The organism is Streptomyces piniterrae (genome assembly GCF_005048155.1).
GTDB lineage: Bacteria > Actinomycetota > Actinomycetes > Streptomycetales > Streptomycetaceae > Streptomyces > Streptomyces piniterrae.
Genome location: NZ_SUMB01000011.1, coordinates 162,971 through 177,233, shown reverse-complemented (window position 1 = coordinate 177,233; position 14,263 = coordinate 162,971). Strand labels below are relative to the sequence as shown.

Here is a 14,263-nt window from a genome sequence, read left to right as displayed (position 1 = left end):
GGCCGGTGGGGACGAAGTGCGAGCCGCCGGACATCAACCCGGTGATGATGGGGCAGGCGCCACGCAGCCGCCGCCAGGCCCTCGGCAAGACGACGTGGGTGGCGATCTGGCTGATCTACCTGGCCGGGCCGATCGGGGACATGGCGCAAGCCGGCGTCTCCACCGCCGAACGCCTCTGGGGCGGCCTGGGGCTCTCGCTCTTCGTCCTCGCGTACCTGCTGCTGATCTACCGGCACATGTGGCGGGTGCTGAACCGCACCCTGATGCGCAGCGCCCTGGCCGTGATGCTGACGCTGTCCATCGTTCTCTCCACGACGCTCGGCTTCGAGTGGCTGGTCCTGTTCACCTTCACGTCCGTGGCATCCGCCGTCGTGCTGACGTGGCGGTGGTCCCGCTGGAGCATCCCGCTGATCACCCTGCTGCTGCTCGGCATCGGCGCCCGCTATCCGGAAATCCGGGGCTACTACCTCTTCGCCTACGGTCTGCCGTCCCTGGGCAGCGGCTACATGATGGTCGGCGTCCAGCATCTGATCCATACGACCGCCGAACTGCGCGCCGCCCGCGAGGAGGTCGCCCGCCTCGCCGCCAACGAGGAGCGCCTGCGCCTGGCCCGCGACCTCCACGACCTCCTGGGCCATTCCCTCTCCCTCATCACCCTCAAGAGCGAACTGGCCGGCCGCATGCTGCCAAGCCGGCCGGACGAGGCCGCCAAACAGGTCGCCGACATCGAGCAGGTCAGCCGGCAGGCGCTGGTCGACGTCCGGGAGGCCGTCACCGGCTACCGCCGCCCCCGGCTCGCCGTCGAACTGGCCGGGGTTCGGGCCGCGCTGAGCACCGCCGGCGTCAAAATCACCGTCGACCCGGCACTGGAGGGCGAGCACCCCCCGCTCGCGGCCGACGAGGAGGGCGCACTGGCCTGGGCGCTGCGCGAGGCCACCACCAACGTCATACGGCACAGCGGCGCCCGCCACTGCGAACTCCTCCTCGCCCAGGAATGGGAGCCCGACGAACGCCGCTACCTGTGCCTCACGGTCCTCGACGACGGCGCCGGTCCACCCCGCACCCAGCACGACGGCAACGGCCTCAGCGGCCTCCGCGAACGCCTTGCCCTGACCGACGGCCGCCTGGAAACCGGCCCGGCCCCCCGAGGCCGCGGCTTCGCCCTCCGCGCCTACGTCCCCCTGCCCGCCACCCCACCCACCCCAGCCTCCTCACCCACCCCAATCTCACAGAAAGTAACGATCCCAGGAATTAATCACACTCCGTAATTGTTGCCGGAGTATAAGGAGGCGGCGCAGGCAAAACCGCAAGGCAAGAACCCGCAACCCGCACCGGAACCAGAGAGGGCCCCGCCCCACAAGGACCCCGCCCCGAGCCACAGGTCCACGCCCCGCCCTGAACCCCAGATCCACCGCCTCCCTGAACACAGGCCCGGCCACAGGCCAGCTCCCTGAGCACAGGCCCACGGCCCAGATGCCGCACGTCATAAGCTGGCCCGCATGATCAGAGTGCTGCTGACCGAGGACCAGTCGATGGTCCGTGAAGCGCTGGCCGCCCTGTTGTCGCTGGAGCCGGACCTGGAGGTCGTCGCCCAGGCGGCGCGCGGCGACGAGGTGCTCCCGGCGGCGCGGGCGCACGACGTGGACGTGGCGCTGCTGGACATCGAGATGCCCGGCATCAGCGGGCTGGACGCCGCGGCAGTCCTGCGCGACGAGCTCCCGGGCGTGAAGATCGTCATCCTCACCACCTTCGGCCGCCCCGGCTATCTGCGTCGTGCCATGGAGTCGGGAGCCGACGCCTTCCTGGTCAAGGACGCCCCCGCGGCCCGGCTCGCGGATGCCGTACGCCGGGTGCTGCGCGGCGAGCGGGTCATCGATCCCGTGCTCGCCGCGGCCGCGCTCGCCGACGGGGCCAGCCCGCTCACCGATCGCGAGCGGGATGTGCTGAGGGTGGCCGGCGACGGCGCCACCAACGCCGAGATCGCCCACGCCCTGCGACTGTCCCAAGGGACGGTCCGCAACTACCTCTCCATCGCCATCCAGAAGACGGGCGCCCGCAACCGCACCGAGGCGGCCCGCACCGCCAGGGACAAGGGTTGGCTGTAGCCCCACTGGCCTGGCGCCTCTGGCAGGAGCGGGGGCCCGGCCCCTGTGCGTTGTGGCGCGACGTCCCGCAGGCTTGAAGTGTTATGCCTGCCAACCGCGCTCCGGACAGCGGCCTTCTCCCCGCCGCGGTGCTGATCCTGGCCGTTCTGGTCGTCACGGTGCTGGACGCGACGACCGGCCCTGAGCTGCATATCTCGTCCTTCCTGGGCGTTGCCCCGCTGGTCGCCGCGCTGCGCTGTACGTACCGGCCCACCTTCGTCGTCGCCGTCGTCTACGTCGTCTGCCTCACCTACGTCGACATCCTCACGGTGCCGGACTGGGCTCCGGCCAGCCGGGTCGTCGGCATCTTCGGGGCGTTCCTGGTGGCGTTCTTCTCCCTGGTGCTGTGCCGCACCCGGCTGCAGCGCGAGGCGCTGCACGCCCGTACGAGCCTGGTTGCCGACACCGTGCAGCGGGCCATGCTGCGCGAACTGCCGCTGCGGGCGGGGCCGGTCGAGGCGTTCGGCTTCTATGTCTCCGCGCAGGAGGGCGCCCGGGTCGGCGGTGACATCTACGAGGCCGTCGAGACCCCGCACGGGCTGCGCCTGATGATCGGCGACGTCCAGGGGAAGGGCATGCCGGCGATCGAGGCGGGCCTCGAGGTCCTGGCGTCGTTCCGGGAGGCCGCCTACTACCAGGAGTCGCTGGAGTCGGTGGCCGAACGCATGGAACAGGCGCTGACCCGCTACAACACCCGCTCCGTCGAGCAGGGCACCGACGAGCGCTTCGTGACCGCGCTGCTGATGGAGGTGCGGGGGCTGCACGAGGGGCGGGTGCTGTCCTGCGGACACATCCCGTACTACCTGGTGCGCGGCGGCCGGGTCTACGAGCGCACCGACGGGCAGGGCGGGCTGCCGCTGGGCCTCGGCACGCTGAGTGGTGAACCGCGGCGGAGCGCACGTGTCCGCCCCGCCGCGGAGGACTGGGTCGTGCTGTGTACGGACGGGGTGACCGAGGCGCGTGGCACGGACGGGGAGTTCTACCCGCTGCGCGACCGGCTGGCGGGCTGGACGGACCTGGAGCCCGCCGAACTGGCCCGTACGCTCCGCGCCGACCTGGCACGTTTCACCGGCGGCGACCTCAAGGACGACGCGACCGCACTGATCATCCGCCGCGCTCCCGCCCCCGGGGAGACCCGGCTGGCCGGCGGCGCGGTGGGCAGCGGCGCGAAGTCGTCGACCGATCTGCACGCGGGCCGGTCCGGGACACCGCCCGCAGATAGTTCCCAGGGGGGCGCGCGCAACCCCTAGGGGGCGCTCGAACGGATCCCCTAAGGGTTGCGAGGGCCCCCTGCGGGTCCACAACGCGGGCGCGGCGGGCGGTATTCCAAAGCCCGCGATTCAAAGCTCACGAGCCCGCTTCCAAAGCCCGCGAGCCCGCGCTTCCAAAGCCCGCGAGCCCGCGATTCCAAAGACCGCGCTTCGGTTGAGCAACGCGAGCCCGCGATTCCAAAGACCGCGCTTCGGTTGAGCAGCGCGAGCTCGTGCTTCAGTTGAGCAGCGCGCGTGCCGCTGCCGCCTGGCGGCGGATTGTGGTGGCGGTGGCTGGTTCGACGGCTTCCACCACTCGGGCGTACTCCTCCAGCTCGGCCGCTCCGGTCATGAACTCGCCGCGCTGGACGAGGAGTTGGGCCCGTTCGTGCCGTAGTCGCGCGGGGTGGCTGGGCAGCAGCAGGGACAGTTCCACCGCCCACAGCTGCACCGCGCTCTGTTCCGGGCGTGCCTGCGCCCAGGCCCGGATGTTGTTGAGGATGCGCAGCACGATGTCGAGCGGGTCGGCGGGCGCCAGCATCCGCGCGCTGAGTTCCGCTCCGGTCGCGCCCGCGACGAGCAGCGCCGCGTCGTCGTCGCCGAGCGGCCGGCCGCCGGCGAACGGATCGGCCAGGGTGTGCTCCCCGTAGGGGTCTCCGAAGCCGACGATGAAGTGGCCCGGCAGCGCCACCCCGTACACGGGTGCGCCGGCCCGCCGCGCGACCTCCATCCACAGCACCGACAGCAGGATCGGCAGGCCGCGGCGGCGTCGCAGCACCTCGTGCAGCAGGGACGACTCCAGTCGCCGGTAGGCGGCGGGCGAGCCGGCGAAGCCGTGCCGGGCACCGAGCAGCTCGGCGAGGTTGCGTGCCCAGGCGCCCGGGCCGCCGACCGGGGCGTACGGCAGCAGCCCGGCCAGCCGGTCCAGCTCGATCTGTACGGCGTCGATGCCCGCCTCGTCCAGCGCGGGGTCCGCCTCGGCGGCTATCAGCAGGCACAGCAGCGCCAGGTCGGGCCGCTCGTCGCGCGCGGCCTCGGCGAACTGCCGCCGCCGCTCGGTGCGGGCGCCGTCCGGCTTCGGCTCGGGTTCCTGGTGCATACGACAGGGATACCCGTTCAGCGCACGCCGTCGCCCGGGAGGGCGCGCCGGTAGTGATAGCCGTGGTGTTCGGTGAATCCGAGCCGGTCGTAGAGCTCGCGCGCGCCCCCGTTGTCGTCCTCGACCTGGAGGTACGCGGCCGAGGCGCCCTCCTGGAGGGCCCGCTCGGCGAGTGCCGCCATCACCAGGGTGGCCAGCCCCCGGCGCCGCTGTGCCGGGTCCACCTCGATGGCCGAGAAGCCCGCCCAGCGGCCGTCGACGACCACGCGCCCGATGGCCGCAGGCCGTCCGGTGTGCGGGCCGGTGGACGGGACCGTGGCGAACCACACCGAGGGCCCGCCGGTCAGCACCTTGAGCGCGTCCGGCGTGGGTGCGCCGGTCCGGTTGTACATGCCGAGCCAGTCGGTGTCCGGCGCCCGGGACAGGGTGACCGCCGTGGTGTCCGCCTCGGTGTCGGCGAGCGGTGCCAGTGCCGCGATGCGGACCGAGGTGTGCCGCTCGGCGCTCCACCCGCGTGCGTCGAGTTCCGCCGCCAGCTGTTCGCCGGTGTCGGCGCGCCCGGTGGCGACCGTGATGAGTGCCGGCAGCCCGCGCTCGCCGTACCACCGGGTGATCCGCTCCAGCGCCGCGTCCAGGGGGACGCCGGGGTCGCCGAGCGGCAGTACGGAGTTCGCGCGGCGGGTGAAGCCTCCGGAGGCGCGCAGCGTCCAGTCCCCGAGATGTTCTGTCTCAAGAGCCGGCCAGCCGCGGGCCGCGACCTCCTGGAGCTCGCGTGCGTCGGCCGCCGGTCCCCTCCTGCGGGCCGGTTCGGCCGGCACGGTCTTGGCCGCCACCAGCGACGATTCGTCGATCCGGATGCACTCTCCGTTGCGACGTGTGATGCTCAGCACACCCTCGTTCCAGGATGTGAGAACGCCGACCGCGTCGGTGAAGGCCGCCTCCCCCGGGCCGCCGCCCGTCCGGCGCCGGACCGATACCCTTTTGCCCACGTCAGCAGGGGTGATACGGACTTCCGCGCGACCACCGGTCATGAATTCCATCGCTCTATCCGCCCCTCTTGTTCGTCTCGCGCCCGGGAACGGAGATACTAGGTGGCGGGCATCGACGACGCCGCGCTCCCGCGCGCCCTGCGGCGGTACTGCCAATCGGTCCGCCGGCCCTACCGAGGAGGAACGACAGCGTGACCTACGTCATCGCGCAGCCTTGTGTCGACGTCAAGGACAAGGCCTGCATCGAGGAGTGCCCCGTCGATTGCATCTACGAGGGCTCCCGGTCCTTGTACATCCACCCGGACGAATGTGTCGACTGTGGTGCTTGTGAGCCGGTCTGCCCCGTCGAGGCGATCTTCTACGAGGATGACACTCCGGAAGAGTGGAAGGACTACTACAAGGCGAATGTCGAGTTCTTCGACGAGCTCGGTTCGCCCGGTGGCGCCAGCAAGCTCGGCCTGATCGAGCGCGACCACCCCTTCATCGCAGAGCTGCCGCCACAGAACCAGTAACGATCCGGGGATCGAGAGGGAGCAGGTGCTCCCTCTTCCCCTATGAGATCGCTGGGGGCACCTCCCAGCACCAGCTGAGGGAGGTCGCGCGGCGCCGCCCGGTCCCGTACGGCCTCCGCTGTACGGGGCCGAGGCGTTTGCGCCGACGCCCGGCGCCGCCCCGCACGGGAGGCGTCACCGCCGTCCAAGAAAGAGAGCACCGTGGGTCCAGTCTCATCTCGTCTCCCCGTTTTTCCCTGGGACCGGCTGGAGCCGTACAAGACCACCGCCGCGGCGCACGCCGACGGCATCGTGGACCTGTCCGTCGGCACCCCCGTCGACCCGGTGCCCGCGGTGATCCGGCAGGCCCTGACCGCCGCGGCCGACAGCCACGGCTATCCGACGGTGTGGGGGACGCCCGCTCTGCGTGACGCGCTGACCGGCTGGGCCGCCGACCGCCTGGGCGCCCGCGGTCTTGCGCACACCAACGTGCTGCCGATCGTCGGCTCCAAGGAGCTGGTCGCCTGGCTGCCCACCCAACTGGGCCTCGGCGACGGCGACAAGGTGGCCTATCCGCGGCTGGCCTACCCGACGTACGAGGTCGGCGCCCGGCTGGCCGGCGCCGAGCCGGTCGTCTACGACGATCCGTGGGAGCTCGACCCCAGCGGCGTCAGGCTGCTGTGGCTCAACTCGCCGTCCAACCCCACCGGCCGGGTGCTGAGCGCCGACGAGCTGCGCCGTACGGTCGCCTGGGCCCGCGAGCACGACATCCTGGTCTTCAGCGACGAGTGCTACCTCGAACTGGGCTGGGAGGCCGAACCGGTCTCGGTGCTGCACCCGGACGTCTGCGGCGGTTCCCTGGACGGCATCGTCGCCGTCCACTCGCTCTCCAAGCGCTCCAACCTGGCCGGATACCGCGCCGCTTTCCTGGTGGGCGACGCCGCCGTCCTCGCCGAGCTGCTGCTGATCCGCAAGCACGGCGGAATGATGGTCGCGGCGCCCGTCCAGGCCGCCACGGTCGCCGCGCTCGGCGACTTCGCGCACGTCGCCGAGCAGCGCGAGCGCTATGCCCGCCGCCGCGCCGCCCTGCGTGCCGCCTTCGAGGCCGCCGGCTTCCGCATCGAGCACAGCGAGGCGTCGCTCTACCTCTGGGCGACCCGCGACGAGCCCTGCTGGGACACCGTCGGAGATCTCGCCAAGCGCGGCATCCTTGTCGCGCCCGGCGAGTTCTACGGTGTGGCGGGGGAGCGGTTCGTGCGGATCGCCTTCACCGCCACCGACGAGCGGGTGGACGCGGCGGTGCGCCGGCTGGCGCAGTGAGCCGCTGACCGTGCGCCGCTGAGCACACGCGAACGCACAGGGCCCGGGGAAGGAGGATTCCCCGGGCCCTGTGCGTGGTGCGGCGAGTCGAGCGTCAGCGGACGGGGCCGCCGGCCTGTCCGTTGCCGAGCAGGCCGCCGGCGGTGACCACCTTGCTGAGCAGGCCGGGGGCGGCCGGCGAACCCTTGTGCACGGTGGGCTTGGCGTGCTTGGCGGCCGTCTTGGCCGCGTTCTTGGCGACGTTCTTGGCGAAGGTCCCCGTGTCAGCGCCCTGCTGCGCGGCCGGGTGCAGCTTCTGCACCGTCGGGCCGGCGGTCTTGGCGGCGGTCTTGAGGGTTGCCGGAACGATGTCCTTGACGGTCCCCTTGGCGAGTTCGTTGGTCGCCCCGGCGGTGACCTGGGCGGCGTCGGCGACGGCCTTGTCCTGGTTGCTCAGTCCGGGCGCCTTGGCCGGCAGGGGCAGGGCATTCGCGGAGCCGGCCGCACCGACCACAGGAGCCGTGCCTGCTGCGATGAGCAGAACGGCTCGGGCGATCCGACGCGTAACGGGGAGGGACATGGTGCTCCTTGTACGGAGAAGGACTCATAACTTCTGACAGATGTGCCATGTCCGCCGGGCGGACGCTCTGAATATCGCGCCAACTCCCCGAAAGTTGCGGTGAACTCAGGTAAAGAATTGGTAATGCGGATCACATAATCAGTCCTGGATAAAGAACGGAAATATGTGCATCGGGTGAGGGTGTGCGAGAAATTCGCGGCCCTTCAGCGGCCGGGAAATCGGGGAAAATGCCTGGTCACCGCGGAGTCGCCGCGTCGTGAACTCTCCGGCGGGCAAAGGGAATTGCCGCTGGTTCGCCGGTTGCCTTTTCGAGGGGCGGGGTGGGCTATTGCGCGGCGATGATATGAACTTCGTCCGCGGAACGCCTGCCGGTCGCGTCGGAGCCGGCCGCTTTTTTCTGCCAGCCCTTCCCCGAATCCGCCGCCGTCCACGTCCGGCCGGCGTAGGAGACCTGTTCGATGCGGAGCTCGGCGGAGTGCGCCACCGCCCAGGCCGCCAGCTCCCAGCCGCGCTGCGCGGCGGTCCCGTCGGCGCCCGACGCGGTCGGCCGCACCGGCACCGTCACGTTCCGCTCGTCACCCGCGCCCCGCCCGCCGGCGCCGGCCGCCCCCCGCGGCAGTACCTCGGGCCCGAACTCCCGGACCAGCCTCTCGCGCACCTTCGCGCCGCCGCCCGCCTGCTCGTCCACCGGGCGGCTCTGGGTACAGGTCAGCGCCGCCGGATCACGGCCGGTGAGCGCCCCGGTCAGCCGCGCGGCATTCGCCTCGTGCTTCGCGTACGCCTGCGGATAGCCGCTGCGCTGCACCTTCTGCGCGGCGACGGTCAGCGGCAGCCGGGAATAGCCGGGCACCTTCGCCAGATGCCGGTAGAACTCCCCGGCCGAATAGACCGGATCCATGATCTGCTTCACGGTGCCCCAGTCCTGGGACGGCCGCTGCTGGAAGAGACCGACCGAATCCCGGTCGCCGAAGTCGATGTTGCGCAGCCCCGACTCCTGCATCGCGGTCGCCAGGGCGATCGTCACCGCCCGCTCCGGCAGCCCCCGCGAGGACGCCACGGCCGAGATCGTCGCGGCGTTCGCGGCCTGCTCGGGCGTCAGCTCGTACTCCGCGGTGTCGCCCTCGGCACCCTCGGCGCGCACCGTACAGCGAGGCGCCCCCGGGCCACCGGTGACGTACTGCACGACCAGATAGACCGCCAGCCCGATGAGCACGGCGAAGGCCGCGCTGATACGCCAGAGGCGTCTGCGGCGGGCGGGAGCGGGGGACTGGGCGGACACGGGCCCCACCGTACTGGAGTGCTGCCGATAGGGTCGGATCCATGGAGCGCTCCACACACCACCCCGTCCTCGACCTCTCGCTGGACGCCGCGAAGCTCACCGCGCAGCTCGTCGACATCCCCTCCGTCAGCGGTGAGGAAAAAGACCTGGCCGACGCCGTCGAGCACGCCCTGCGAGCGCTGCCGCACCTGACCGTCGACCGGTACGGCAACAACGTCGTGGCGCGTACGCACCTGGGGCGCGCGGAGCGGGTGGTGCTCGCCGGGCACCTCGACACCGTGCCCATCGCCGACAGCCCCCCTAACGTCCCTTCCCGCCTCGACGACCAGGGCGTCCTGTGGGGCTGCGGCACCTGCGACATGAAGTCCGGGGTGGCCGTCCAGCTGCGGATGGCCGCCACCGTCCCCGCGCCCAACCGCGACCTGACCTTCGTCTTCTACGACCAGGAGGAGGTCGCCGCGCACCTCAACGGGCTCGGCAAGGTCGCCGACGCCCACCCCGACTGGCTCGCCGGCGACTTCGCCGTCCTCCTGGAGCCCTCCGACGGCCAGGTCGAGGGCGGCTGCCAGGGCACCCTGCGGGTGCTGCTGCGCACCAGCGGCGAGCGTGCCCACTCCGCGCGCAGCTGGATGGGCGCCAACGCGATCCACGGCGCCGCCCCGATCCTGGCGAAGCTCGCGGCCTACGAGCCGCGCCGCCCGGTGATCGACGGCCTCGAATACCGCGAGGGCCTCAACGCCGTACGCATCGAGGGCGGCGTCGCCAACAACGTGATCCCGGACGCCTGCACGGTCACCGTCAACTTCCGCTACGCGCCGGACCGCACCCCCGACGAGGCGATCGCGCACGTCCGCAAGGTCTTCGCGGACTGCCCGGTGGACGAGTTCATCGTCGACGACCACTCCCCGGGCGCGCTGCCCGGACTCTCCCACCCGGCGGCCAAGGCGTTCATGGAGTCCGTCGGCGGCATCGCGATGCCCAAGTTCGGCTGGACCGACGTCTCCCGTTTCAGCGCCCTCGGCGTCCCGGCCGTCAACTACGGTCCCGGCTATTCGCTGCTCGCGCACAAGAAGGACGAGCGGGTCGAGGTCGACCGCATCCTGCACTGCGAGGAGCGGCTGCGCGCCTGGCTGACGGCCTGACCTCGCTGGGGACCGGCCGCCGACCGATCGCATACGACGCGAATTCTCCTGCGCGTCACATCCGCCGTCCTACGCTGAACCGGCAAGCGATCTGCCAGCGGAGGGAGCACGTCATGGTCAGTCCCGAGGGTGAGCCGCCCCTGGAGGAGCAGCGGCTGGGTCCCGTGCTGCGCCGTCACGACCAGGTGCAGCCCGGCACCACCGATCAGCGGCTGCTGGACACCGAAGGCCCCTCCGAGTGGGTGCACACCGACCCCTGGCGCGTGATGCGCATCCAGGCGGAGTTCGTCGAGGGCTTCGGCGCGCTCGCCGAGCTGGGCCCGGCCGTCAGCGTCTTCGGGTCGGCCCGTACGCCCCGGGGGTCCAAGGAGTACGACACCGGGGTGCGGCTCGGGCGGGCCCTGGTGGACGCCGGCTTCGCGGTGATCACCGGTGGCGGCCCCGGCGCCATGGAGGCCGCCAACAAGGGCGCGAGCGAGGCCGGCGGGGTCTCCGTCGGACTCGGCATCGAGCTGCCCTTCGAGCAGGGCATCAACGAGTATGTGAACCTCGGCGTCGACTTCCGCTACTTCTTCGTACGCAAGACCTGCTTCGTGAAGTACGCCCGCGGGTTCGTCGTCCTGCCCGGCGGGCTCGGCACCCTCGACGAGCTCTTCGAGGCGCTCACCCTCGTCCAGACCCGCAAGGTCACCCGCTTCCCGATCGTGCTGTTCGGCACGTCCTACTGGGCCGGACTGGTCGACTGGCTGCGCAACACCCTCATCGCCGAGGGCAAGGCGTCGGCGCACGACCTGGAACTCTTCCACCTCAGTGACGACGTCGAGGAGGCGGTCACGTTGGTGACCAAGGAGACCGGGTTGTAGCCGCAGGGGCCCCGGGGGGCGTGTCCCGCGCCGCCTAGGCCAGTCCCCGGCGGGCGACCGCCGGGGGCCGGTGGCCGGCGATGGCGGCGACCATGTCGAGCACCTGGCGGGTCTCGGCGACCTCGTGGACGCGGTAGACCTGGGCGCCCAGCCAGGCCGACACGGCGGTGGTCGCGAGGGTGCCCAGCACCCGCTCCTTGACCGGCTTGTCGAGGGTCTCGCCGACGAAGTCCTTGTTGGACAGCGACACCAGCACCGGCCAGCCGGTCGCCGTCATCTCACCGAGCCGGCGGGTCGCCTCCAGGCTGTGCCGGGTGTTCTTCCCGAAGTCGTGCCCCGGATCGATCAGGATCCCGTCGCGGCGGACGCCCAACTCCACCGCCCGCTCCGCCAGCCCGAGCGTCACCCGCAGGATGTCGGCCATCACGTCCTCGTACGTCACCCGGTGCGGGCGGGTACGCGGCTCGGAGCCGCCCGCGTGGGTGCACACCAGGCCGACGCCGTACCGCGCCGCCACCTCGGCCAGCCGCGGATCGACACCGCCCCAGGCGTCGTTGAGCAGGTCGGCGCCGGCCTCGCAGACGGCCTCGCCGACCTCGTGCCGCCAGGTGTCGACGCTGATCACCACCTCGGGGTGGCGCCGGCGCACCTCGGCCACGAACCCGACCGTGCGGCGCGCCTCCTCCTCCGCGTCGACCTCCTCGCCGGGACCTGCCTTGACCCCGCCGACGTCGATGATCGCGGCGCCCTCGGCCACCGCCTGCTCGACGCGGGCGAGCGCGGGTTCGTCGCGGAACGTGGCGCCCTGGTCGTAGAAGGAGTCCGGGGTCCGGTTGACGATCGCCATGATCACCGGCTCGTGTGGACCGAACTCGCGATTCCCCAGCCGCAGCATTCCTTGACTCCCTCTCCGTGTTCCGCCAGCGACCCTAACTGTCACACCCTCATGGCACGATCAGTGCAGGCGCTGAGTTCGGGGAGTTGGTCGTGTTCTGGTTCTTGCTGATCGCGATGGTCGTGGTGGTGGCCGCGGTCACGCTCGTGGTCGTCGGCGGTGGCGACGTCGACGGCGGCGGGCTGCGGGATTCCCCACCGGACCGGCTGCACGACCCGCTGCCCGGCGACCGCCCGCTGGTCCGCGCCGATGTGGACGCCGTCCGCTTCCCGCTGGGCGTCCGCGGCTATCGGATGGTCGAGGTCGACGACGTGCTGGACCGGCTGGGTGCCGAGCTCGCCGAGCGGGACTCCCGGATCGCGGAGCTGGAAGCCGCGCTGGCCGGGGCGCATGCGGCGGCCATGGGCGCCCCCGGGCTGATCCAGGACACCCGGCCGGGGCCCGCCCCGGTGGCGGACGGCCGGATAGCGACTTCGGGGGAGCCGGAGTCCGGTCCGTCGGGCGGCACCTGGGCCGCGCCCGGTCCCGTGGACGACGTGCGGCCCCACGCCCCGGGAGGCCCGGAGGCCACCGACCGCCCCGAAAGCGAGGGATCGGCATGAGCGGCGTGATCACGGCTCCCGACGGCGTCCCGCGCTGCCCCTGGGGGATGGAGTCGGAGCAGATGGCCGACTACCGGGCGTACCACGACACCGAATGGGGCCTGCCGGTCCACGGCGACGACGCCCTCTTCGAGCGGATGAGCCTGGAGGCGTTCCAGTCCGGGCTGTCCTGGATCACGATCCTGCGCCGCCGCCCCGGCTTCCGCGCCGCGTTCGCCGGGTTCCGCATCCCGGCGGTGGCCCGGTTCACGGACGCGGACGCCGAACGGCTGCTCGCCGACCCCGGCATCATCCGCAACCGCGCCAAGATCGCCGCGACGATCAACAACGCCAGGATCGCCGCCGCGCTGGCCCCCGGCGAGCTCGACGAACTGATCTGGTCCTACGCACCCGACCGGGCCGCCCGTGCGGCGCCGCGCACCCTCGGCGATCTCCAGCCGGTCACCCCGGAGTCGGCGGCGCTCGCCAAGGACCTCAAGAAGCGCGGCTTCCGCTTCGTCGGCCCGACCACGGCGTACGCCATGATGCAGGCATGCGGCCTGGTCAACGACCATCTCGCGGACTGCCATGTGCGCGCCGCGGTGGAGGCCGCGGCGACCGCGGCGACGGAGGCGACAGCACAGGGGTGACGGCGCCGGCGGCCGGGGACGACCCGCCGCACGCCGGGGCTCAGCGCCCGAGGAAGACCGGCTTCTCCTTCTTCACGAACGCCTCGACCGCGATCCGGTGATCCTCCGACGCCCCGGCCCGCACCTGCAGTTCGTCCTCCTTGCCGAGGGTCTCGGCGAGCGAGTGCCCGGCGCCGTAGGACAGCGACTCCTTGATCGCGGCGTAGGCGGCGGTCGGGCCCTGCGCCAGCTTGCGTGCGACGGCCGCCGCGGTCTCCGCCAGCTCGTCCGCCGGGACGACCTTGTTCGCGATGCCGAGGTCGTGCGCCTCCTGCGCGCTGATATTGCGCGGGAAGAGCAGCAGATCGGCGGCCCGGCTCTGGCCGATCAGCCGGGGCAGGGTCCAGGACATCCCGGAGTCGGCGGTCAGCGCGACCCCGGCGAACGAGGTGTTGAAGGACGCGGAGTCGGCGACGACCCGGTAGTCGGCGGCCATGGCGAAGCCCGCGCCGGCGCCCGCGGCGACCCCGTTGACGCCCGCGACCACCGGCTTGGGCATCTCGGTCAGCGCCGTGACGATGGGGTTGTAGTGCTCGCGGACGGTGGTCATCGTGCTGCCCGAGCCGTTCGCCCGGTCCTCCATCAGCAGGCCGATGTGCTCCTTGAGGTCCTGCCCGACGCAGAAGGCGCGCCCCGTGGCGGTCAGCAGTACGGCACGGACGGCAGGGTCGGCGGCCTCCTGCAGGGCGTCCCGCAGCGCCACCTTCGCCTCGATGTTCAACGCGTTCATCGCGTCCGGGCGGTTCAGGGTGATCGTCGCGAGCCCGTCGGTCAGGTCGTAGAGCACGGTGTCGGCCATGGTGAGGGTCCCCTCCGTAGTGGCTCCGACTGCCCGGTAATGGCAGCCAGCGCTCAGGATGCCGGAGATCATCAGCGGTCGGCATGTGACGTACATCAAAGAATGCGGGCGGGGCGGGTGTGTACGAGTGGCGAAGTATCGCAGCCCGCTCCCCGAATTGAGT

Annotated in this window: 15 protein-coding genes; 9 read left to right on the top strand and 6 right to left on the bottom strand. The window is 71.8% G+C overall.

The features are described 5' to 3' along the window. The first annotated feature begins 5 nt into the window (after positions 1 to 5). From FCH28_RS28430 to FCH28_RS28420, 3 genes are all read left to right on the top strand, one after another. A complete protein-coding gene (locus FCH28_RS28430; RefSeq protein WP_342781674.1) occupies positions 6 to 1,268 on the top strand; it encodes a sensor histidine kinase in 1,263 nt (420 codons plus the stop codon). A 231-nt stretch (positions 1,269 to 1,499) separates the two neighbouring features. Further along, positions 1,500 to 2,105, top strand: coding sequence for a response regulator transcription factor (locus tag FCH28_RS28425; RefSeq protein WP_169314270.1), 606 nt, complete (start codon positions 1,500 to 1,502; stop codon positions 2,103 to 2,105). Positions 2,106 to 2,188: 83 nt separating this feature from the next. After that, positions 2,189 to 3,394, top strand: coding sequence for a PP2C family protein-serine/threonine phosphatase (locus FCH28_RS28420; protein ID WP_136743018.1), 1,206 nt, complete (start codon positions 2,189 to 2,191; stop codon positions 3,392 to 3,394). Between the two features lie 238 nt (positions 3,395 to 3,632). Here the strand turns inward: FCH28_RS28420 and FCH28_RS28415 are convergent, their stop codons facing one another. After that, positions 3,633 to 4,493, bottom strand: coding sequence for a transglutaminase-like and tetratricopeptide repeat-containing protein (locus tag FCH28_RS28415; RefSeq protein ID WP_136743017.1), 861 nt, complete (start codon positions 4,491 to 4,493; stop codon positions 3,633 to 3,635). Between the two features lie 17 nt (positions 4,494 to 4,510). Continuing rightward, complete coding sequence (locus FCH28_RS28410) at positions 4,511 to 5,533, bottom strand: GNAT family N-acetyltransferase (protein ID WP_136743016.1); 1,023 nt, start codon at positions 5,531 to 5,533, stop codon at positions 4,511 to 4,513. 140 nt (positions 5,534 to 5,673) lie between these two features. Between FCH28_RS28410 and fdxA the strand changes: the two genes are divergently transcribed. Then, positions 5,674 to 5,994 carry a ferredoxin gene (fdxA, locus tag FCH28_RS28405; protein WP_033319951.1) on the top strand — a complete coding sequence of 107 codons (321 nt, stop codon included), beginning with the start codon at positions 5,674 to 5,676 and terminating at the stop codon, positions 5,992 to 5,994. A gap of 201 nt (positions 5,995 to 6,195) precedes the next feature. Further along, on the top strand, positions 6,196 to 7,293 hold the full coding sequence (gene dapC, locus FCH28_RS28400) for a succinyldiaminopimelate transaminase (RefSeq protein ID WP_136743015.1): 1,098 nt from the start codon (positions 6,196 to 6,198) through the stop codon (positions 7,291 to 7,293). A gap of 94 nt (positions 7,294 to 7,387) precedes the next feature. Here the strand turns inward: dapC and FCH28_RS28395 are convergent, their stop codons facing one another. Together FCH28_RS28395 and FCH28_RS28390 are read right to left on the bottom strand one after the other, a co-directional pair. Then, positions 7,388 to 7,852: an ATP-binding protein gene (locus tag FCH28_RS28395; protein ID WP_136743014.1), complete on the bottom strand. Its 465-nt coding sequence runs from the start codon at positions 7,850 to 7,852 to the stop codon at positions 7,388 to 7,390. Positions 7,853 to 8,177: 325 nt separating this feature from the next. Beyond that, positions 8,178 to 9,131 (bottom strand): VldE C-terminal domain-containing protein, encoded by a 954-nt coding sequence (locus tag FCH28_RS28390; protein WP_187363947.1) that lies wholly within the window; start codon positions 9,129 to 9,131, stop codon positions 8,178 to 8,180. 41 nt (positions 9,132 to 9,172) lie between these two features. On the opposite strand from FCH28_RS28390, the gene dapE reads away from it, so the two are divergent. After that, a complete protein-coding gene (dapE, locus tag FCH28_RS28385; protein ID WP_136743012.1) occupies positions 9,173 to 10,273 on the top strand; it encodes a succinyl-diaminopimelate desuccinylase in 1,101 nt (366 codons plus the stop codon). Between the two features lie 113 nt (positions 10,274 to 10,386). Further along, complete coding sequence (locus FCH28_RS28380) at positions 10,387 to 11,136, top strand: LOG family protein (RefSeq protein WP_136743011.1); 750 nt, start codon at positions 10,387 to 10,389, stop codon at positions 11,134 to 11,136. A gap of 34 nt (positions 11,137 to 11,170) precedes the next feature. On the opposite strand, the gene folP is transcribed toward FCH28_RS28380, so the two are convergent. Further along, entirely contained in the window at positions 11,171 to 12,031 is an 861-nt protein-coding gene (gene folP, locus FCH28_RS28375; protein ID WP_136743010.1) for a dihydropteroate synthase, read from the bottom strand. Positions 12,032 to 12,123: 92 nt separating this feature from the next. Between folP and FCH28_RS28370 the strand changes: the two genes are divergently transcribed. Beyond that, positions 12,124 to 12,633: a DivIVA domain-containing protein gene (locus FCH28_RS28370; RefSeq protein ID WP_136743009.1), complete on the top strand. Its 510-nt coding sequence runs from the start codon at positions 12,124 to 12,126 to the stop codon at positions 12,631 to 12,633. Then, complete coding sequence (locus FCH28_RS28365; protein WP_136743008.1) at positions 12,630 to 13,262, top strand: DNA-3-methyladenine glycosylase I; 633 nt, start codon at positions 12,630 to 12,632, stop codon at positions 13,260 to 13,262. Before FCH28_RS28370 ends, FCH28_RS28365 begins: the two co-directional genes overlap by 4 nt. A gap of 40 nt (positions 13,263 to 13,302) precedes the next feature. On the opposite strand, the gene chcB is transcribed toward FCH28_RS28365, so the two are convergent. Then, a complete protein-coding gene (gene chcB / locus FCH28_RS28360; protein ID WP_136743007.1) occupies positions 13,303 to 14,100 on the bottom strand; it encodes a 2-cyclohexenylcarbonyl CoA isomerase in 798 nt (265 codons plus the stop codon). Positions 14,101 to 14,263 lie beyond the last annotated feature (163 nt).

Bases quoted from the DNA above. Each gene is read 5' to 3' on its own strand.
- FCH28_RS28425 (WP_169314270.1), top strand. From the start codon at position 1,500: ATGATCAGAGTGCTGCTGACCGAGGACCAGTCGATGGTCCGTGAAGCG.
- FCH28_RS28420 (WP_136743018.1), top strand. From the start codon at position 2,189: ATGCCTGCCAACCGCGCTCCGGACAGCGGCCTTCTCCCCGCCGCGGTG.
- FCH28_RS28415 (WP_136743017.1), bottom strand. From the start codon at position 4,493: ATGCACCAGGAACCCGAGCCGAAGCCGGACGGCGCCCGCACCGAGCGG.
- FCH28_RS28410 (WP_136743016.1), bottom strand. From the start codon at position 5,533: ATGGAATTCATGACCGGTGGTCGCGCGGAAGTCCGTATCACCCCTGCT.
- FCH28_RS28395 (WP_136743014.1), bottom strand. From the start codon at position 7,852: ATGTCCCTCCCCGTTACGCGTCGGATCGCCCGAGCCGTTCTGCTCATC.
- dapE (WP_136743012.1), top strand. From the start codon at position 9,173: ATGGAGCGCTCCACACACCACCCCGTCCTCGACCTCTCGCTGGACGCC.
- FCH28_RS28380 (WP_136743011.1), top strand. From the start codon at position 10,387: ATGGTCAGTCCCGAGGGTGAGCCGCCCCTGGAGGAGCAGCGGCTGGGT.
- folP (WP_136743010.1), bottom strand. From the start codon at position 12,031: ATGCTGCGGCTGGGGAATCGCGAGTTCGGTCCACACGAGCCGGTGATC.
- FCH28_RS28365 (WP_136743008.1), top strand. From the start codon at position 12,630: ATGAGCGGCGTGATCACGGCTCCCGACGGCGTCCCGCGCTGCCCCTGG.
- chcB (WP_136743007.1), bottom strand. From the start codon at position 14,100: ATGGCCGACACCGTGCTCTACGACCTGACCGACGGGCTCGCGACGATC.